This window comes from Lysinibacillus sp. fkY74-1 (assembly GCF_053165895.1).
Genome location: NZ_CP170173.1, coordinates 2,106,675 through 2,122,291 on the forward strand (window position 1 = coordinate 2,106,675; position 15,617 = coordinate 2,122,291).

Here is a 15,617-nt window from a genome sequence, read left to right on the forward strand (position 1 = left end):
TAAAGCTAGAGATGGGAGAGATGCTATTCATCTAATATCAATCCCTTTTTTTTGAAAAAATTAGTCATGATAGTATGTTGACTAGGATCGTATGTATGTTAAGTAAATAGAAGATTGCTGAAATCGGTCGCTTAGTGCTGGAATATGAATCGATTATGTCAATTTCTGCGCTTACCCGGGAAATTTTTTTCTTATTTCCTAGGGAAGGAACCTAATACATAAGGGAAATATACATCATTAGATGTTGAAATAGTGGCGGATAAACAAATTACCGAGGAAATAAGACTGTACATGGAGCCTAATCTTATAGGGATATGATTGCTAACATAAAGGCAACATTCATTCAAAAAGGGAAATATACCTGTTATAGTTGATGCTTTGATAGATAAAAAGTTTGGTGAAAATAGAGCAGCATAGTAATTCATAAAGATTTAAACGAAGAGTTTATATGGAAATCTGCTACTGAAGTTTGTTACTCAGAAACAGCATTTATTAAGTAAATTGACAATCAAACGCCTACTTCACAGGTTGAACGTTGTGGGCATACTACTATTGTATCCATCAAAGCTTTACTGGAAAGTGTCGCTAATGAAGATAATACTACCTTTTTTTGAATACACTTGCGGGCACACTTTCTGTTGAAATCAATCCATCATTTATAATAATGAAACGCAAGCACTGGTCTGTGGATATCATGCTAGCATTAAAAATAAAGAATAGCTGGTTCGCAGAGTATTGATAGCTGGATGTAATTATATTGATGTTAAAAGGTGAACTACATTCAGCACAAGGCTTTGGAGATATGAATTACATGAGTGTTATTTGAAATGAAAGGATTGTACATCTCTATAATTTTCTTTGAAAATCTCGCACTTATGTTAAAATGATACAAAATAAAGGGGGGCATATGATGAAATATCCATTATTAAAAGAGGACATCACCATTGGAGTGACAGCACCTTCCTCTGGTGTTCCCGTTGAACTTCATGATTTATTGAAAACAGCCTGTATGCGTATGGAAAATAAAGGGTATAAGGTTGTTTGTGGAGAAACTGCTTGGACTCAGGATAAGGCAAAATCTGCCCCTGCTATAAAACGAGCAGAAGAGTTTAATAATATGATGTCTAATGATGAGATCGACATCATTATTCCACCATGGGGTGGGGAGCTTCTTATTGAAATACTGGAATATATTGACTTCTCTAATATTCAAACTAAATGGATATTAGGGTACTCAGATGTTAGTCTTTTATTGTTGGCAATGACTTTAACAACTGGTATCGCTACCGCACATGGTACGAACTTAGTAGATTTAAGAGGAGAGTATTCTGATGATACAACCGCTATGTGGCAGTCAGTTTTATCCTTAAAAAAGGGGGAATCCATACTACAGCATTCGTCCAATCAATATCAAAAGGAATGGCAGTTTGATAACCCCACGCCTTATGTTTTTAATTTTACCGAAAAAACGAAATGGCAAACTACATCAGATCATAGGGTGAACATACAAGGGCGGCTACTTGGTGGATGTATCGATACCATCAGACATCTAATTGGAACGAAATTCGGTAATGTTCAAAGCTTTCAAGAAACGCATATACAAGGTGAATCTATTGTATGGTTCTTTGAAAACTGTGAATTATCCACAACTGATTTACGCAGGTCTCTTGTACAAATGAAATTAGCTGGATGGTTTACTAATTGTTCAGGTATGATGTTTGGTAGAAGTGCTGCTAATACATCGGTTGGAAATTACACAATTGAAGATGTGTATCAAGAACTTTCGAAAGAACTACAAATTCCTATTATCTATGACATGGACTGTGGTCATGTGCCACCACAAATCACTTTGATTAACGGAGCTTATGCAGAAATAGATTCATATAATGGTAAAGGCACCATTTACCAACACTTTATATAAGTTTTCCTCAGTGTACAAACACCCTCTAAAAGAGTAGAGGGTGTTTGTATGGTTATGGTGCTTAGATGGAATTACGATAAGCTTTTTGTGTGGAGATGTACGTTGATTTTGATAATATATTTTGGAGATTATGTTTCCCTAATGGACCTAATTTATTTATACTAGAGCCCAACAAACCATCCTTAGCCGCATTTTTAAGTGTTTCAATTTGTTTTGTTGTGAGTTTAGAGGTTTTGCTGCCTTCAATAATTTTATTGACATTATTGATTCTCTCTTTCTCTTTAGAAGTACGGTTAATGTCGTTATTGTTTTGGTTGTTTTGTTTTTGTTGTGTGAGACCATATTTATAAGATCTGCGAGTCATTAAATATTGCATAGTTGCTGAATTTCTCGATGTCATCATAAAATGTTTCCACCTTCCTAATTTTTTAGTATTTACCATACATATCCTATTATCGTCCAAAACTCTCATTACATTAGCTTCAAAATTAAATTATGGAGAAGATGAAGATGAAAATTAACTTAGCACAGATGAATTTAAAAAAACTACCTGTTGTAGAGGAATCTCAAATAAAAGAAATAAAGGAATTAAATCTTTTTGATAACGACTTAAGAAAAATACCTACAGAAATATTTGATATGACGAGTATGGAAATACTGAATATTTCAGTCAATAAAATTAACAAATTGCCAGCAGAAATCACGAACTTAAAGAATCTGAGAATGTTAGATGCAGGGCATAATCATATTGACCTCATTCCTCCTGAAATTGGTCATTTAGTGAATATGGAGGACTATTTGTATTTTCATAATAATCAATTGCAATCGATTCCTCCAGAAATCGGCCAGCTTACAAAAGTAAGATATTTAAACGTAAGTGATAATTTGTTGAGTGAACTACCAGAGGAAATAGGGAATTTAAATAAACTGGTAGAACTGCGAATAATGAATAATCGATTAACGGAGTTGCCAGAAGGTTTGAGTAGATTAACGAATTTAAGAGAATTACATTTGAAAAAAAATAAAATAACTATATTGCCTGAAAAGATCGGAGAACTAGCATTATTACGGGTTTTAGATTTAGAAGACAATCAATTACAGAAAATGCCTGATTCCTTACACAAATGTTTAACATTAAGACGGTTAAATGTAAGACATAATAAATTAAGTACGTTACCTGAATCGATAGGTCATTTGAAAAATCTATTGGAATTAGATGTAAGAAGTAATGATTTAAAGGAATTACCGGAGTCATTATTGGCAATGGAAAGCTTAGAACGACTAGATTTAAGGTGGAATCATGAATTAAAGATCCCAAGCTGGTTAGATGAATTAGAGGCAAGAGGCTGTATCGTTTATTTGTAGAAGGGGGATAGTTCGATTTCCGTGAATGCTGCTCTTGAACTTTTAACAACCGTTGTCTATATTGTGATCATAAGTAATCCGAATGTAATGAACCAAGAGTTTATAACTCATATGAGTAAATTATTTACCACAACAACGAAGCAATTTGAAATATGGGTAGTTAGGCGGGGGAATCATCATATTTATTTTATCTGTAGCCATCAATATATTTGATGGATTCCGTAAGGCTCGAATCCGTTAATTCTTTTTGCTATCTTCCATCACTACATCTAGCTTCAATCATTTTAGCTAGTCCAAAAAAGAACATATAGACCAATACGAACGTTGAATAAGATAGCTTCCATCTATTTTTTGTATGCCAGCTCATGTTATAATGAGGAGCTTAAGTTAATTAAGACCTTGAACGGATGCCAAGAAAAGCCTCCGCAGAACGAGACAGTATGGAGGTGTAAGAAAATGAATAAACGTTGGACGATTGGTAAAATTAAAGAATTTGTTGAGAACAATTCGGAAAGTAAGTTGCTAACGACAGAATATCACGGATTTTCTCAAAAGTTACTATTCAAATGTGCATGTGGAAGTAACTTTGAAAAAACATTTACTAAATTTAAAAATAAACATCAACGAAAATGTGATGTATGCCAGCCACCAAAAGAGTCACGCTAAACGTAGTGTCGATACTTAATAAAGCTTTATGTGACCTATAGTATAATAATTTTATATGAGTTTGATTTAAATCACCTTCCTCCTATAGTTCCTTTATAGAGGAGGTGATTTTTTGTGTCTGAAATTATTTCTGAAGTTTTTCCAGGCAGGATGTGGGAGAGGAATACAAGAGTCAAATTGCGCTAGTCATTAAAAAGGCAGAAATGTTGCCTACACAACATTCCCGCCCTTGTTTCAATTATTTATGGGTTATTCGTTGGAAAAATTCGCGCGTTCTATTCATATCTGATACATGCTCATTACATGTTTGGCTATCTGCACAAATATAATTACTATGGTTAGTAAATGTACCCACTACTTGCCCTTTAATGGAAGTCGTAAATAAGCCAACATCTGAATGACGATTACAGATGGCGCAAATACCGCGAACAGTATTGTTGGAAAATATACCTTTAATCCCTTGTAGTTTGTCGTCTTGTTCGAGGACAACGTATTTTCGATGTGTCCCAACATCATCCCATGCTAGGTAACAAATTTGTTGAAAATCAAGTTCATCTAAATTAGGTAGCTTCAGCTTTTTCTCCTTTTTAAACAATGATTTGAGCGTACTAGCTGTCACTGGCTTAAACGGTATGACATAGGCCTTTAACTGCTCTAACAAGGCATCGCCCTGCGCACGATCTGTGACGGTGAAAAGTTGTTCAACAAGCTGTGTTTCCTCAGTGGATAACTCTAATTTGGTAGTAATTTCCGTTTCGACAAGCCCCCGTACTGCAAGAATGACACTTTTGTCCTTCGTTGTGGTAAGGGCATGTAAAATTTTACTTAATTGCTGTTCCAGTAAGTGATAGTTTGCGACCGTTAAGAACGGCTGAATAGTTTGTTTTTCCATTTGAAATCTCTCCTGTTGTATAGGCTAATTTTAAAAGCATTTGGCCTAAGAGATCATTCAATTTCTGTTATGGATATAACTTCATTTAGACCTCTTGGACCTCAGAAGCCGTTCTAGAGCATGCATTACAAGTGAATGCGGACATTTCGATCCCTCCCTTAAGGATTTTGATTTATATAAGTTTTTTATTTTTAGTCTAACAAGTGAATTATCTTGATTTTTTAATTTTATCAAATGTTACGCTTGATTTTCAATAGTCAAATGACCAGTGAAGTGGTGGTAAGTATTTAAACATATATGACCCAATTGCCTTTGAAACTTACTTCATTAACATATTATGCTCATAATCTATATAACAGCCCGTTGGATTTGAAGTCTAGAGCTTCTTAAGAGAAATTTAGGATTGTTTGCTTATTTTTAATAAACTAATTATGTTTCTACCATAAAAAAGAATAAAGTAAATAAGTGTAACATCTATAAAGAAATAAAGTATATTAAATTGAATTGAAGTAATACCGTTTTTGGTAAATAAAGAAAATACAGATGATAACTCATTCTCACCGATGTAACTTATAAATTGAAAAGGGGCTCCAAATTTATTGGTACCATAAGATACAAAGAAAATGGACAATAAGGTCATGATAATGCTAATCCATAATAACCCCTTTTTATTTGTAACTTGCATTTAGCCACCTCCTTTTTATAGTTTCACCACCTAATAATTATAACTTAAAAAATTGGAATATGGTATTTTTTGGGAATATTAATTGGAGTATTTTCCAATAAATCTTATTTTTATATGTGTAATTCAAGTTAATAGAAGGAAAATGAGAATGGTAACATTATTAGTAGCAGTAGGGTCATTTTCAGTATAAGTTTTACATCCGCACAGAGTGTTAAAGCGCAGGAGCCAGTAATACAGGAAGAAGTATGCACAGCAGAACAGGGGCTTAGAGAAACTCAACAAAAGTATAATAATATTGAAGAAAACTAATATCGTAGCTGATATTTATGGAGTAAGTGCTTGGACATGGACTCAATCAGGAAAAGGAAAATCAACAATAAGTAACACACCAAGTGCATCTTCTGCAACGATTGAAACAGACGGATTTTACACTTTAGGTGTAACTTTAAATGGATTTACCATTGGAGCGAAATTACCAGGTACTATTAAGAGAACTTATGATTTATCATAAATTTTAAAAGTTTATGTAATAGAAAGCCCAGACCTTCCATTAAATTTATGGTCTGGGCTTTTCCTGTTTTCATTAAATTATAATAATATTGACCATTATCATATGGCAAATGGCATTATTTATTTTCTGAATTGTTCGGTAAATAAATGATTGCTATAATGGAATGAATTGGTTTATAAAGGAGGAATTGTGATGACACAGAAAATGAATCGTCAACGAAACAATGCTTGGAGAATTTATTCAATTTAGGAGGCACTATGCTATTAAATCAACAAGGTTTTGATCTATGGGCTGATGGTTATGATCAAACCGTTCAACTTAGTGAGGAAAATCAGCAATACCCATTTGCAGGCTATAAAGATATTTTAAATAAAATTTTTAATGAGGTGATGCAAGTCCCAGCTTCGACTGTATTAGATATTGGCTTTGGGACAGGTGTTTTAACAGCTAAGCTTTATGACCATGGGCACATGATCTATGGTCTTGATTTTTCTTCGAAGATGATGGCTATTGCACAGGCAAAAATGCCACAGGCTAACTTAATCGAATGGGATTTATCGAAGGGTCTACCTGTAACATTGATGAACTATCAATATGATGCAATTGTTAGTACGTATGCCCTACACCATTTTACTGATGAGCAGAAGGTTACGTATATTACACAATTATTACAGCAACTAACACCCGATGGTAAAATTTTAATTGGCGATGTTGCCTTTCAAACAAGAGAGCAGCTAGAACAGTGCCGTCAGGATAGTAAAGGCTATTGGGATGATGATGAGTTTTATTTTGTTCATGAGGAGTTAAAAACTAGGTTGGAGAATTGCTGTCAGCTACAATTTTACCCAATCTCCCATTGTGGTGGTGTTTTTGTCATATCGAACTATGCAGAGGTAGAGAGATAAATGCTCATTCAAGACGTTTTATATGGAGAATTCGAAATAGATGGTGTGCTAGAGGAACTTATTCAGTCAGCGCCTGTTCAACGATTAAAAGGAATTCATCAAGCTGGAGCTGGCTATTTGGTGAATCGTCAATGGGCCATTACGAGATACGAGCATTCAATAGGTGTTATGCTGCTGATTAGACGATTTGGAGGTACGCTGGAGGAACAAATTGCAGGGTTGTTGCATGATGTTTCTCATACTGCTTTTTCACATGTAGTAGATGCGGTCCTTGAAAATGCAGAAGAAGATTATCATGATACGTTATTGCTAGATGTTATCCAGCCTTCTGCAATTCCAGGAATCCTTAGCAAATACGGTTATAATATGGAGAAAATTTTATGTAATCTAACGAAATGGTCTTTGCTTGAGCAGCCAGCACCAGAACTATGTGCAGATCGAGTAGATTATACATTACGAGATATGTTTCACTACGGACAAGCCTCATTTAAAGATATCCAACGATTTTTACAGGATGTATTTGTATATCAGGGGAAGCTATGTGTGAAAACGATCGATAGTGCAGAATGGTTTGTAAAAACGTATTATCAAGAAGTTATAGATTTTTTTATGGAACCAATCAATATTTATGCAACTAATAAGCTAGCACATGTCCTACAGCTCGCAGTAGCGAAAGGCATTCTATCCATGGTCGATTTTCAAAAAGATGATGCAGCAGTATGGGAGCAATTGAAAGCATCAAATGATGAAGATATTCAACGTTTATTACTACAGCTTCATGAAAAGGTAGAAGTGATTGAGGATGTAGAGAACTATGATATCCATGGCCGACAAAAAGTACGTTTGATTGATCCAAGTGTATATCAATACCAGCAATTGTATAAGGCGAGCGATTTATCAGACTATGTAAAAGAAGTGAACACCTGGGCGAATAAAAAGTTTGAGAAGGGTGTTTATGTGAGAATCATCAATGGTTAGTCTATGACAGATAGGCTAAGGTAATTCATACAAAAGGGGCTATCATAGGATAGCTCCTTTTGCTTGTTAGGCGAACATCGACAAACACAGCATAGACAGCAAGCGTACGTATTTCACTGGCATTTTTGCTCTAGCAAACTATCTGAAAATATAAACTTTATAGGAAGTACTTTTATTATATCGTATCATACGATATAATCGTATTTGACGATATATAGAAGGGGTTCCAATATGATTACAAATATAAATGAGTATTTTACTACGATCTTTTATCATCTACATACAACACATGAAGATGTGATTTCTCACCAAAGCGTGCGGATTTTACAGATGATTCAAAAGGAAGAAGAGGTAACAGTACGCGATATTGCAGGGTTACTGAATATTTCTCCTAATACAGCGTCAGAGCATGTGAAAAAACTAGAGCGACATGGCTGGGTGTCGAAAGAACGTGCGAGCTACGATCAACGTAAGGTAATTCTTCATTTGACAGTCGAGGGCTTACAAGTGCTGAAGAAAAACTCAGAATTAGATGAAGAAAAGCTAAAGCATGCCCTTAATCAGCTATCAGAACAGGAACAACAAGCCATCCTACAGGCATTCCGACGTTTAAGTGAGGTGGCGAAATAATGTACACGTTATTTAAAATTCTTAGCTCAGCAGCAATTATTGGTGTAGTCACAGAAGTGGCTCGAAGATTTCCATCCTATGGGGGGATTATTGCGGCATTACCTTTAGTGAGCATTTTAAGTATTATTTGGCTGACGGTGCAAAGTGAATCGAGTGAGCATATTCAGCGTTTTACAGTTGGTGTTATAGTTGGTTTGCCAGCAACGATGTGCATGCTGTTTGTTATTTACATGGCGATGAAATCCTCTATTCATATTGTCTTCGCTATTGGTTTAGGTATACTTTCCTGGGCGGTTTTCTTGGGCATTCAAAAGGCCATTGCAGGGGTTTTTCATATTTCCATTTAACGAGGAATTCAGACATGACAATCATTGATATTCAACAATTACCACAACAAAATGTACTTCATTTTTTTAAGGAACATTGGGGAACTACAGAAATGGTCATTTCTAGTGGGGTTTATGACTGTAGCCAGTTAGAGGGCTTTGCTTATGTAAATGACCGTCAAGAGGTGATAGGGCTTATTACTTACGTGATTCGTAAGCAAGACTGTGAAATCATTTCCCTCGATAGTCTAGTAGAAGGCAAAGGTATCGGTTCCGGGCTTCTCCAAGCAGTAGAACAGATAGCTTTGGATCACGGTTGTACAAGCATGACGCTTATTACAACGAATGATAATCTACCGGCGCTAAAATTCTATCAAAAACGGGGATATTACTTTATCGAAGTATTACCTAATGCGGTGGAAAAAGCAAGAGCCTATAAATCCTCCATCCCACTTATCGGCAATGAAGGCATTCCAATACGAGATGAGCTACGACTACAAAAACAACTGGACTTGTAAAAAGTCCGGTTGTTTTTTGTTATACTGAAAAAGTGGAAAGAGAGGGAAAGTATGAAAAAAATAGTATTTGCATTATTTCTAAGTGTGCTTTTGGTTGGCGCAGCATTTCTAATTTATCTTAAGAGTAATCCACCACTTGTCATTCAGAGTTACACAAGTAAACAGGGCGACGAAGCGGTAAAGGTCATTGCGATAGAAAATAAAGGATTACGTGAAATTAAGCTTAAGCAACTACTTGTCGGTGACAAACTTCCTGACAGCGCGGAGCTTATCATTAGTAAGTCTGAACCATTTGAGGTCGAAACAAAGCTTGAGGGAAATACAAATATGTCATTTCATAAATTAACGCAAGTAAAAATTTTACCTCGTGCATACATAGATCAACAAGCAATTGGCAAGCAGCCACAGTATTACGCTGTTCAAGTCAAAGCAGCCGACATTGAGAAGGTAAAGATTCAATATGAATATTTACAAATACCTTTTACCCTAACAGCGGAACTCCGAGGCCAATAGATAGATTAAACGCTAATTTTGTCTTATCGCTTATGCGTGTGTCATTTTCTAAGATTGTTTGATGAAAACCACTTACTCCTCCTAAAACATGGTAATATTATAGGAACAGCAATCGTGATACTAGGAGGGACCTAATGGCAATTCTCATAATGGGTATAGTACTATTTATCTGTGTTATCACTGTGGCTTTAGTGTTTATGAAGAAGTTTTCGAGGAATGAAATTATGCTTGAAGTAACAGCCACCTCAGAAGGGAAAAATGAATTAGATCAAGCCATAATGAAAATATATTTTACGTATTCTATCGGTAAACTTGCTAGTAGGAAACGTCAAATCCTAGGCAGTGTTGAGTGGTCTGAAGGATGGATGCCTGTTAGCTATAATCTAAAGGAGAATGGTATGTATCGTGAGGAGAGACTACTTTATGCAACAAAAAATCAGTCTTACTCTACCTTTGAGATTCATGCATCCAATGCAATCGATGAGCAAGGGCGAGGTGAGGGGTATGCAGTTCTCGTATTAGAAAATCCTGAAATTTCCCATAGATCATCTAGAGCTGGTGTTATCCTTGCCGTCACAGCCAATATGATTACATATCAATTATCAGATTCCACTAGCTGGAACAATGATGTTGTCATTAATTAACCTGAGAAAAGCTATCCAGTTTGGTAGCTTTTTTTAGTGCTAAAAAGTAAAATTAGGCTGATTATGGAACTATATGATGGGAATAACGTATAAAAAGAAGAGGGCCTTGTAGGATGGAGAAGGATATAGGTGAACGAAATGTAAGGAATCGGTGCAAAAATAGGGCTTCGATGACACTTATTTAGAGATGATTTTTAGTATGATCAAATCAGAAAAATACAATCAATTATGTGTTGAACCAGTAGGATTTCGTGAATATAATCCTGTTTTACATCGCAGGAAGTGGGAGACCGAATTTATACGGTTTTCTATGCTCGCTCATACAGCTATTGATTGACTGGGATTAGTAGCAAGATTCCGATCAAGCTATTCGTCAAAGACTAAATCGCCATTTTTTAGGGCTATTTTTAGACCCTCCCTACGAATGTTGTCACACAGGAGCGATTAGCTCAGATGGGTAAGAAAGTATTAGATATGTAGTGACCCTCCATTAGTCAATGACATACAAGGACTCAGCTTTATCTTTACAGAGTACAAGGATAAAAAACCAACTGGATTGACTGTTACCATGCATTGTGAGGGGGAATATAAAATGAAAAAATGGATAATGCCAATGATTCTAGTACTTCTGTTAACAGCCTGTCAGAGCCCTGAAAAGGAAGTTCATTATATCGCCAAAAGTGATCATTGGAAAGCGATCTACCATAGTAATTCTGATCAAGGATTACGCTTATATTATCTTGAAGATAAGGCTGATTTAGGACCATTACAAATCACCATTGAAGGGGAAAAGGAATCCCAAGATATAGTGGATGTGCAGTTGAATAAAGAGGGGTATTATTCCTTTACGAAAAAAGAAAGTGAGAGGTTTTTTAAGCAGAATGCTACGCCAATTATTCATATGCAATGGCAATCTGAAAGTGAGACTTTAGAAATAAAAAATCATTAATGACTAATAATAATACACTATTGATTAACAGGCATGTTTCCTATGCCATAGGTTTATTGTGCATGATGTGCCATGGTATATAATCGACCAGAACAAATGGATAATTATTTATTTCTATGTTTGACAAAAAAAACTGTATTCGTTATAGTAATTAACAATTTCATGCAAAAATGAAATGGGCAATGATGAGGACAAGAGAATCGATTAACCATTTTCAGAGAGGGAGGCATTCGCTGCAAGCTTCCTAATGTTGTGATCCCTTCTTACTACCTTGGAGCTGTGCTTGGAAACTTGCACCGTCTTTTGCAACGTTACAGCAAAATCAATGAGCCACTAGTCTATTTACTAGTGGGAATTTGGGTGGAACCACGGGTAATGAACACATACTCGTCCCTATGCAGGGGCGGATATGTGTTTTTTTTATTTTGATTCCCATTCTAAAGCTGAATGAGGATCGTGTCTCGGGTAGGTCCATAGAATTTCGAATTGTGTGAGCACAAACAGGACTTCTATGACGCCAGAGCAAAATTGATAAAAATTAAAGGAGTCGAGAACATGTCAAATCAAGTTATTCACATTCAATTTCCAGATGGTCAACAGCAAGCATTTACAAAAGGCGTGACACTTACCGAAATTGCCCAAGCGATTCGTCCTGAGCTTCGCAAAAAGGCAGTCGCGGGGAGTGTTAATGGAACCATCGTTGATTTGACGCGCCCGATTATGGAAGATGCTCAAATTACATTGTATGATGCAAGCTCTAAGGAAGGGATTGAGGTTATTCGTCATTCAACGGCCCATTTGTTAGCACAGGCTGTCAAACGGCTATACCCCCATGCACGGTTTGGGGTAGGACCCGTGATTGAAAACGGCTTTTATTATGATATTGACATTGCGGATACACTGACACCGAGTGATTTACAACAGATTGAGAAAACGATGAAACAAATTGTGCGGGAAAATGTGCAGATCAAGCGACGAGAGGTTTCACGGAATGAAGCCAAGAAGCTATTTGCTCATGATGCGTTAAAGCTGGAACTGTTGGAGTCTATTCCCGCCGATGAAACCGTGACAATTTATGAGCAGGGGGAATTTTATGACTTATGTCGAGGTTCCCATGTTCCATCTACGGGGAAATTACAACACTTCCAATTAATGCATGTTTCGGGTGCATACTGGCGAGGCGATAGCAACAATCAGATGCTACAACGTATTTATGGGGTTGCCTTTGCTACAAAAGAGGAACTGCAAAAATACTTCGTGTTTTTAGAGGAAGCTGAAAAGCGAAATCACCGTAAACTGGGCAAAGAGCTGTCATTGTTTATGTTTTCAGAGGAAGCACCGGGAATGCCCTTTTATTTAGCAAACGGTCAAATTTTACGTAATGAGCTGGAATCCTATTTACGAAATTTACAAGCAAAATATGACTACCAGGAAGTACGAACACCTCTAATGATGAATCAGCGTTTATGGGAACAGTCAGGTCATTGGGATCATTATAAAGACAATATGTACTTTACGCAGGTGGATAATCAAAGCTTTGCCTTAAAGCCAATGAACTGCCCAGGACATATGCTAATCTTTAAAAATAACCTACATTCTTACAGAGATTTACCGATACGAATGGCGGAATTCGGGCAAGTGCATCGACATGAATTTAGCGGAGCGCTGAATGGATTGTTACGTGTTAGGTCATTTTGTCAGGATGATGCACATATCTTTGCTACACCTCAGCAAATTGAGGATGAAATTGCATTGGCACTAAACATAATTGATGAGGTGTACGACGTATTTGGTTTCCAATACACGGTTGAATTATCGACACGTCCAGATGACTATATGGGAGAATTGGCGCTATGGGATCAGGCAGAAGAGGCGCTTGAAAATGTTCTGTTAAATTTAGGCATCGACTATACAATTAATGAGGGGGATGGCGCTTTTTACGGACCTAAAATCGACATCCATATTAAAGATGCTATTCAACGAAGTCATCAGTGTGCCACAGTACAACTCGATTTCCAGCTACCTGAGAAATTCGATTTAACATACATTAATGAACACAATGAAAAAGTTCGACCGATTGTCATCCATCGTGCGGTGTTTGGTTCCATTGATCGTTTCCTTGGTATTCTCATTGAGCACTTTGGAGGGGCGTTCCCCATTTGGCTTGCACCGCAACAAGTGCAAGTCATTGCAGTAGCGGATGCACATCAAGACTATGCCATACAAGTAGTAAAAGCCCTGCAACATGAGCAAATTAGGGTGCAAATTGACGATCGTCAGGAAAAGCTCGGTAAAAAGATTCGGGAGGCACAATTGCATAAAATACCCTATATCATTGTTATCGGTGATCGGGAGACGGCCAATCAAAACGTCTCCGTCCGTAGACACGGACAACAAGCCTCTGTTGAATATACAGTATCACAATTAATGAAAGAAATAACAGAAGCCATCAAACAAAAGAGCTTATAAAAGAAAGCTTGCTTTGAATAGATTTACTATTCAGAGCAAGCTTTTAAAAAAATAATTTCTATTTTTTTGAAATGACTACTAGAATCTAGATGCGATGCATACAATGAATTAAAGGTCCTTGGTCCTCTCTTGGAATTGGGATTGACCAAGTAAAACGGTTTGTGTTTCAGCGTCGATGATTAGAAATTTTCGATAGGTCTCATCGGTATTGTGCTGAAAAGATGCTAAAAAATAAACTTGTCGATTGGGATGAACAAAAGTATGTTGAGAGAGGTCTATTGTTTCTTGTTTACTATTGGTTTTTAAATAAAAGCTTTCCATCGCCTCCGCTATATCTCTATAGGCTATTTTTTGCCGAATATTCCATGAAGCATGGGGATATTCCTCGTAAATTGTACGATTTAGTTGCTGATAAAATTCGTCCTCATCACGAAACGATTGAAATTGGTTGTTTGGATATTGATATAGTGTATTTATTTCAGTTGGTGTGCAAAGTGTGGGTGCCGTAAGGTCTACTGAATGTTGGGGTGGCAATAATATTTTGGAAACAACCATAAAAGTTAAGATGAATACATGCATTATTCAACCTCCAAATGTCTTCTTATCCAAAACATCGCCTACTTTTTTTGGATCTATACATAAGAGAGGTTGTGCTAGCATGATGCAAAGATAAAACCAGCCAGAATAATGTAGGTTTGGCTTTACCCATATCTATACTTTCTTCTATTATATGCCTCGTTATGATTAGGAAGCTTGTGCTTGTTTTAAATATCTATTTAGTAGGACGTCCAATTCTTGACTGTAATCTACTACAGCCGGGTGAGTGAAACCAAGATCCTTTGCTTTTTTATACATAATTCTACGTTTGATCTCAATTTCCGCCTTCAAGAATTGTTTAAGTAATAAGTTTACCAAGATATTTTCCTCCTAATTTTTTATCCTTATTCATAAAATTAATTCCCTATGACCTCGATTCAACTTTTTCATTGTATATCACTTATATTAAAAAAAATGTCATATTGTGTATCGTAAATCAAATTCGTAATTTAGTCACAGATAGGGACCTTCATCCTGCAAAGTAAAAAACAAACTATTTTTACCTAATAGTAAAATAGTTTCTGATAAAAAACCATTTATTAAATATTAGCTAAGTATTATGACCCTAAATAAGAAGTTATTGGGGTTATTTTCATGTTTTTATTTAGAAAAAATTAAGTGTGAAAAAGATGGGGCTTAAACCATTTATACTATGAAAAAAGTTGTTATTTGATATTGAATTTTCTAACAATTCATGGCGTTATCCGTATCTTGTCACATTTTATCAAATTAGCTTTGATGTTGTTTAGAAATGGGGACATTTCATTGTGTGTGGAGAATTATTGAGAATCTTTGAAATTAATGGAATAATAGAAGGTGGAATGAGGTGGGGAGGTGCATGCTGAAAATGCTAGCTTCTGTCGTTTCTTTTCTATTTCACTAGTAGGAGGAGCCTTTTACAGGAACCATCCATTATGTATATCCAGTCAACCTCCATTCATTTTAGTTATGTAGAAGATTTCCTTTAACAAAAAAGAAGCCAACCCTCCATTTTTAAAATGATGGAAAGCAGGCATTTTCATCAGAGGAAATGCTGTTAATGATAGGA

18 protein-coding genes are annotated in these 15,617 nt (G+C 36.1%); 13 read left to right on the forward strand and 5 right to left on the reverse strand.

Going from position 1 to position 15,617, the window contains the following annotated elements:
• Positions 1 to 907 precede the first annotated feature (907 nt).
• Positions 908 to 1,921 carry a S66 family peptidase gene (locus ACE1MS_RS10180; protein WP_197148355.1) on the forward strand — a complete coding sequence of 338 codons (1,014 nt, stop codon included), beginning with the start codon at positions 908 to 910 and terminating at the stop codon, positions 1,919 to 1,921.
• A 61-nt stretch (positions 1,922 to 1,982) separates the two neighbouring features.
• Here the strand turns inward: ACE1MS_RS10180 and ACE1MS_RS10185 are convergent, their stop codons facing one another.
• Positions 1,983 to 2,324 (reverse strand): hypothetical protein, encoded by a 342-nt coding sequence (locus tag ACE1MS_RS10185; RefSeq protein WP_031419681.1) that lies wholly within the window; start codon positions 2,322 to 2,324, stop codon positions 1,983 to 1,985.
• A gap of 107 nt (positions 2,325 to 2,431) precedes the next feature.
• On the opposite strand from ACE1MS_RS10185, the gene ACE1MS_RS10190 reads away from it, so the two are divergent.
• The gene (locus ACE1MS_RS10190) at positions 2,432 to 3,286 is read left to right on the forward strand and encodes a leucine-rich repeat domain-containing protein (RefSeq protein WP_325881994.1); all 855 of its coding nucleotides are present in this window, start codon (positions 2,432 to 2,434) and stop codon (positions 3,284 to 3,286) included.
• Between the two features lie 456 nt (positions 3,287 to 3,742).
• Entirely contained in the window at positions 3,743 to 3,952 is a 210-nt protein-coding gene (locus ACE1MS_RS10195) for a hypothetical protein (protein ID WP_031419684.1), read from the forward strand.
• A 238-nt stretch (positions 3,953 to 4,190) separates the two neighbouring features.
• Here ACE1MS_RS10195 and ACE1MS_RS10200 read toward each other — a convergent pair whose 3' ends face one another.
• Both ACE1MS_RS10200 and ACE1MS_RS10205 read right to left on the reverse strand, forming a co-directional pair.
• Positions 4,191 to 4,844 (reverse strand): FusB/FusC family EF-G-binding protein, encoded by a 654-nt coding sequence (locus ACE1MS_RS10200; protein WP_036168098.1) that lies wholly within the window; start codon positions 4,842 to 4,844, stop codon positions 4,191 to 4,193.
• 397 nt (positions 4,845 to 5,241) lie between these two features.
• Positions 5,242 to 5,529, reverse strand: a complete 288-nt coding sequence (locus tag ACE1MS_RS10205; protein ID WP_031419686.1) for a hypothetical protein — start codon at positions 5,527 to 5,529, stop codon at positions 5,242 to 5,244.
• 295 nt (positions 5,530 to 5,824) lie between these two features.
• Between ACE1MS_RS10205 and ACE1MS_RS10210 the strand changes: the two genes are divergently transcribed.
• From ACE1MS_RS10210 to thrS, 10 genes are all read left to right on the forward strand, one after another.
• A complete protein-coding gene (locus ACE1MS_RS10210; RefSeq protein WP_012294292.1) occupies positions 5,825 to 6,040 on the forward strand; it encodes a hypothetical protein in 216 nt (71 codons plus the stop codon).
• Positions 6,041 to 6,297: 257 nt separating this feature from the next.
• Positions 6,298 to 6,945 carry a class I SAM-dependent methyltransferase gene (locus ACE1MS_RS10215; RefSeq protein ID WP_099805186.1) on the forward strand — a complete coding sequence of 216 codons (648 nt, stop codon included), beginning with the start codon at positions 6,298 to 6,300 and terminating at the stop codon, positions 6,943 to 6,945.
• The gene (locus ACE1MS_RS10220; protein WP_099805185.1) at positions 6,946 to 7,923 is read left to right on the forward strand and encodes an HD domain-containing protein; all 978 of its coding nucleotides are present in this window, start codon (positions 6,946 to 6,948) and stop codon (positions 7,921 to 7,923) included. It abuts the gene before it with no gap.
• A 231-nt stretch (positions 7,924 to 8,154) separates the two neighbouring features.
• Complete coding sequence (locus tag ACE1MS_RS10225; RefSeq protein WP_447402935.1) at positions 8,155 to 8,553, forward strand: MarR family winged helix-turn-helix transcriptional regulator; 399 nt, start codon at positions 8,155 to 8,157, stop codon at positions 8,551 to 8,553.
• Positions 8,553 to 8,900 carry a DUF3147 family protein gene (locus tag ACE1MS_RS10230; protein WP_012294296.1) on the forward strand — a complete coding sequence of 116 codons (348 nt, stop codon included), beginning with the start codon at positions 8,553 to 8,555 and terminating at the stop codon, positions 8,898 to 8,900. Before ACE1MS_RS10225 ends, ACE1MS_RS10230 begins: the two co-directional genes overlap by 1 nt.
• A gap of 14 nt (positions 8,901 to 8,914) precedes the next feature.
• Positions 8,915 to 9,397, forward strand: a complete 483-nt coding sequence (locus ACE1MS_RS10235) for a GNAT family N-acetyltransferase (protein ID WP_012294297.1) — start codon at positions 8,915 to 8,917, stop codon at positions 9,395 to 9,397.
• 51 nt (positions 9,398 to 9,448) lie between these two features.
• Complete coding sequence (locus ACE1MS_RS10240; RefSeq protein ID WP_031419691.1) at positions 9,449 to 9,910, forward strand: hypothetical protein; 462 nt, start codon at positions 9,449 to 9,451, stop codon at positions 9,908 to 9,910.
• Between the two features lie 134 nt (positions 9,911 to 10,044).
• On the forward strand, positions 10,045 to 10,554 hold the full coding sequence (locus tag ACE1MS_RS10245; protein WP_036168112.1) for a hypothetical protein: 510 nt from the start codon (positions 10,045 to 10,047) through the stop codon (positions 10,552 to 10,554).
• A gap of 592 nt (positions 10,555 to 11,146) precedes the next feature.
• On the forward strand, positions 11,147 to 11,503 hold the full coding sequence (locus ACE1MS_RS10250; RefSeq protein ID WP_036161547.1) for a hypothetical protein: 357 nt from the start codon (positions 11,147 to 11,149) through the stop codon (positions 11,501 to 11,503).
• 555 nt (positions 11,504 to 12,058) lie between these two features.
• Positions 12,059 to 13,972, forward strand: coding sequence for a threonine--tRNA ligase (gene thrS / locus ACE1MS_RS10255; protein WP_012294302.1), 1,914 nt, complete (start codon positions 12,059 to 12,061; stop codon positions 13,970 to 13,972).
• Between the two features lie 108 nt (positions 13,973 to 14,080).
• Here the strand turns inward: thrS and ACE1MS_RS10260 are convergent, their stop codons facing one another.
• Both ACE1MS_RS10260 and ACE1MS_RS10265 read right to left on the reverse strand, forming a co-directional pair.
• Positions 14,081 to 14,551, reverse strand: a complete 471-nt coding sequence (locus ACE1MS_RS10260; RefSeq protein ID WP_036161549.1) for a hypothetical protein — start codon at positions 14,549 to 14,551, stop codon at positions 14,081 to 14,083.
• Positions 14,552 to 14,716: 165 nt separating this feature from the next.
• Positions 14,717 to 14,887 carry an aspartyl-phosphate phosphatase Spo0E family protein gene (locus tag ACE1MS_RS10265; protein ID WP_025117185.1) on the reverse strand — a complete coding sequence of 57 codons (171 nt, stop codon included), beginning with the start codon at positions 14,885 to 14,887 and terminating at the stop codon, positions 14,717 to 14,719.
• Positions 14,888 to 15,617: the final 730 nt, after the last annotated feature.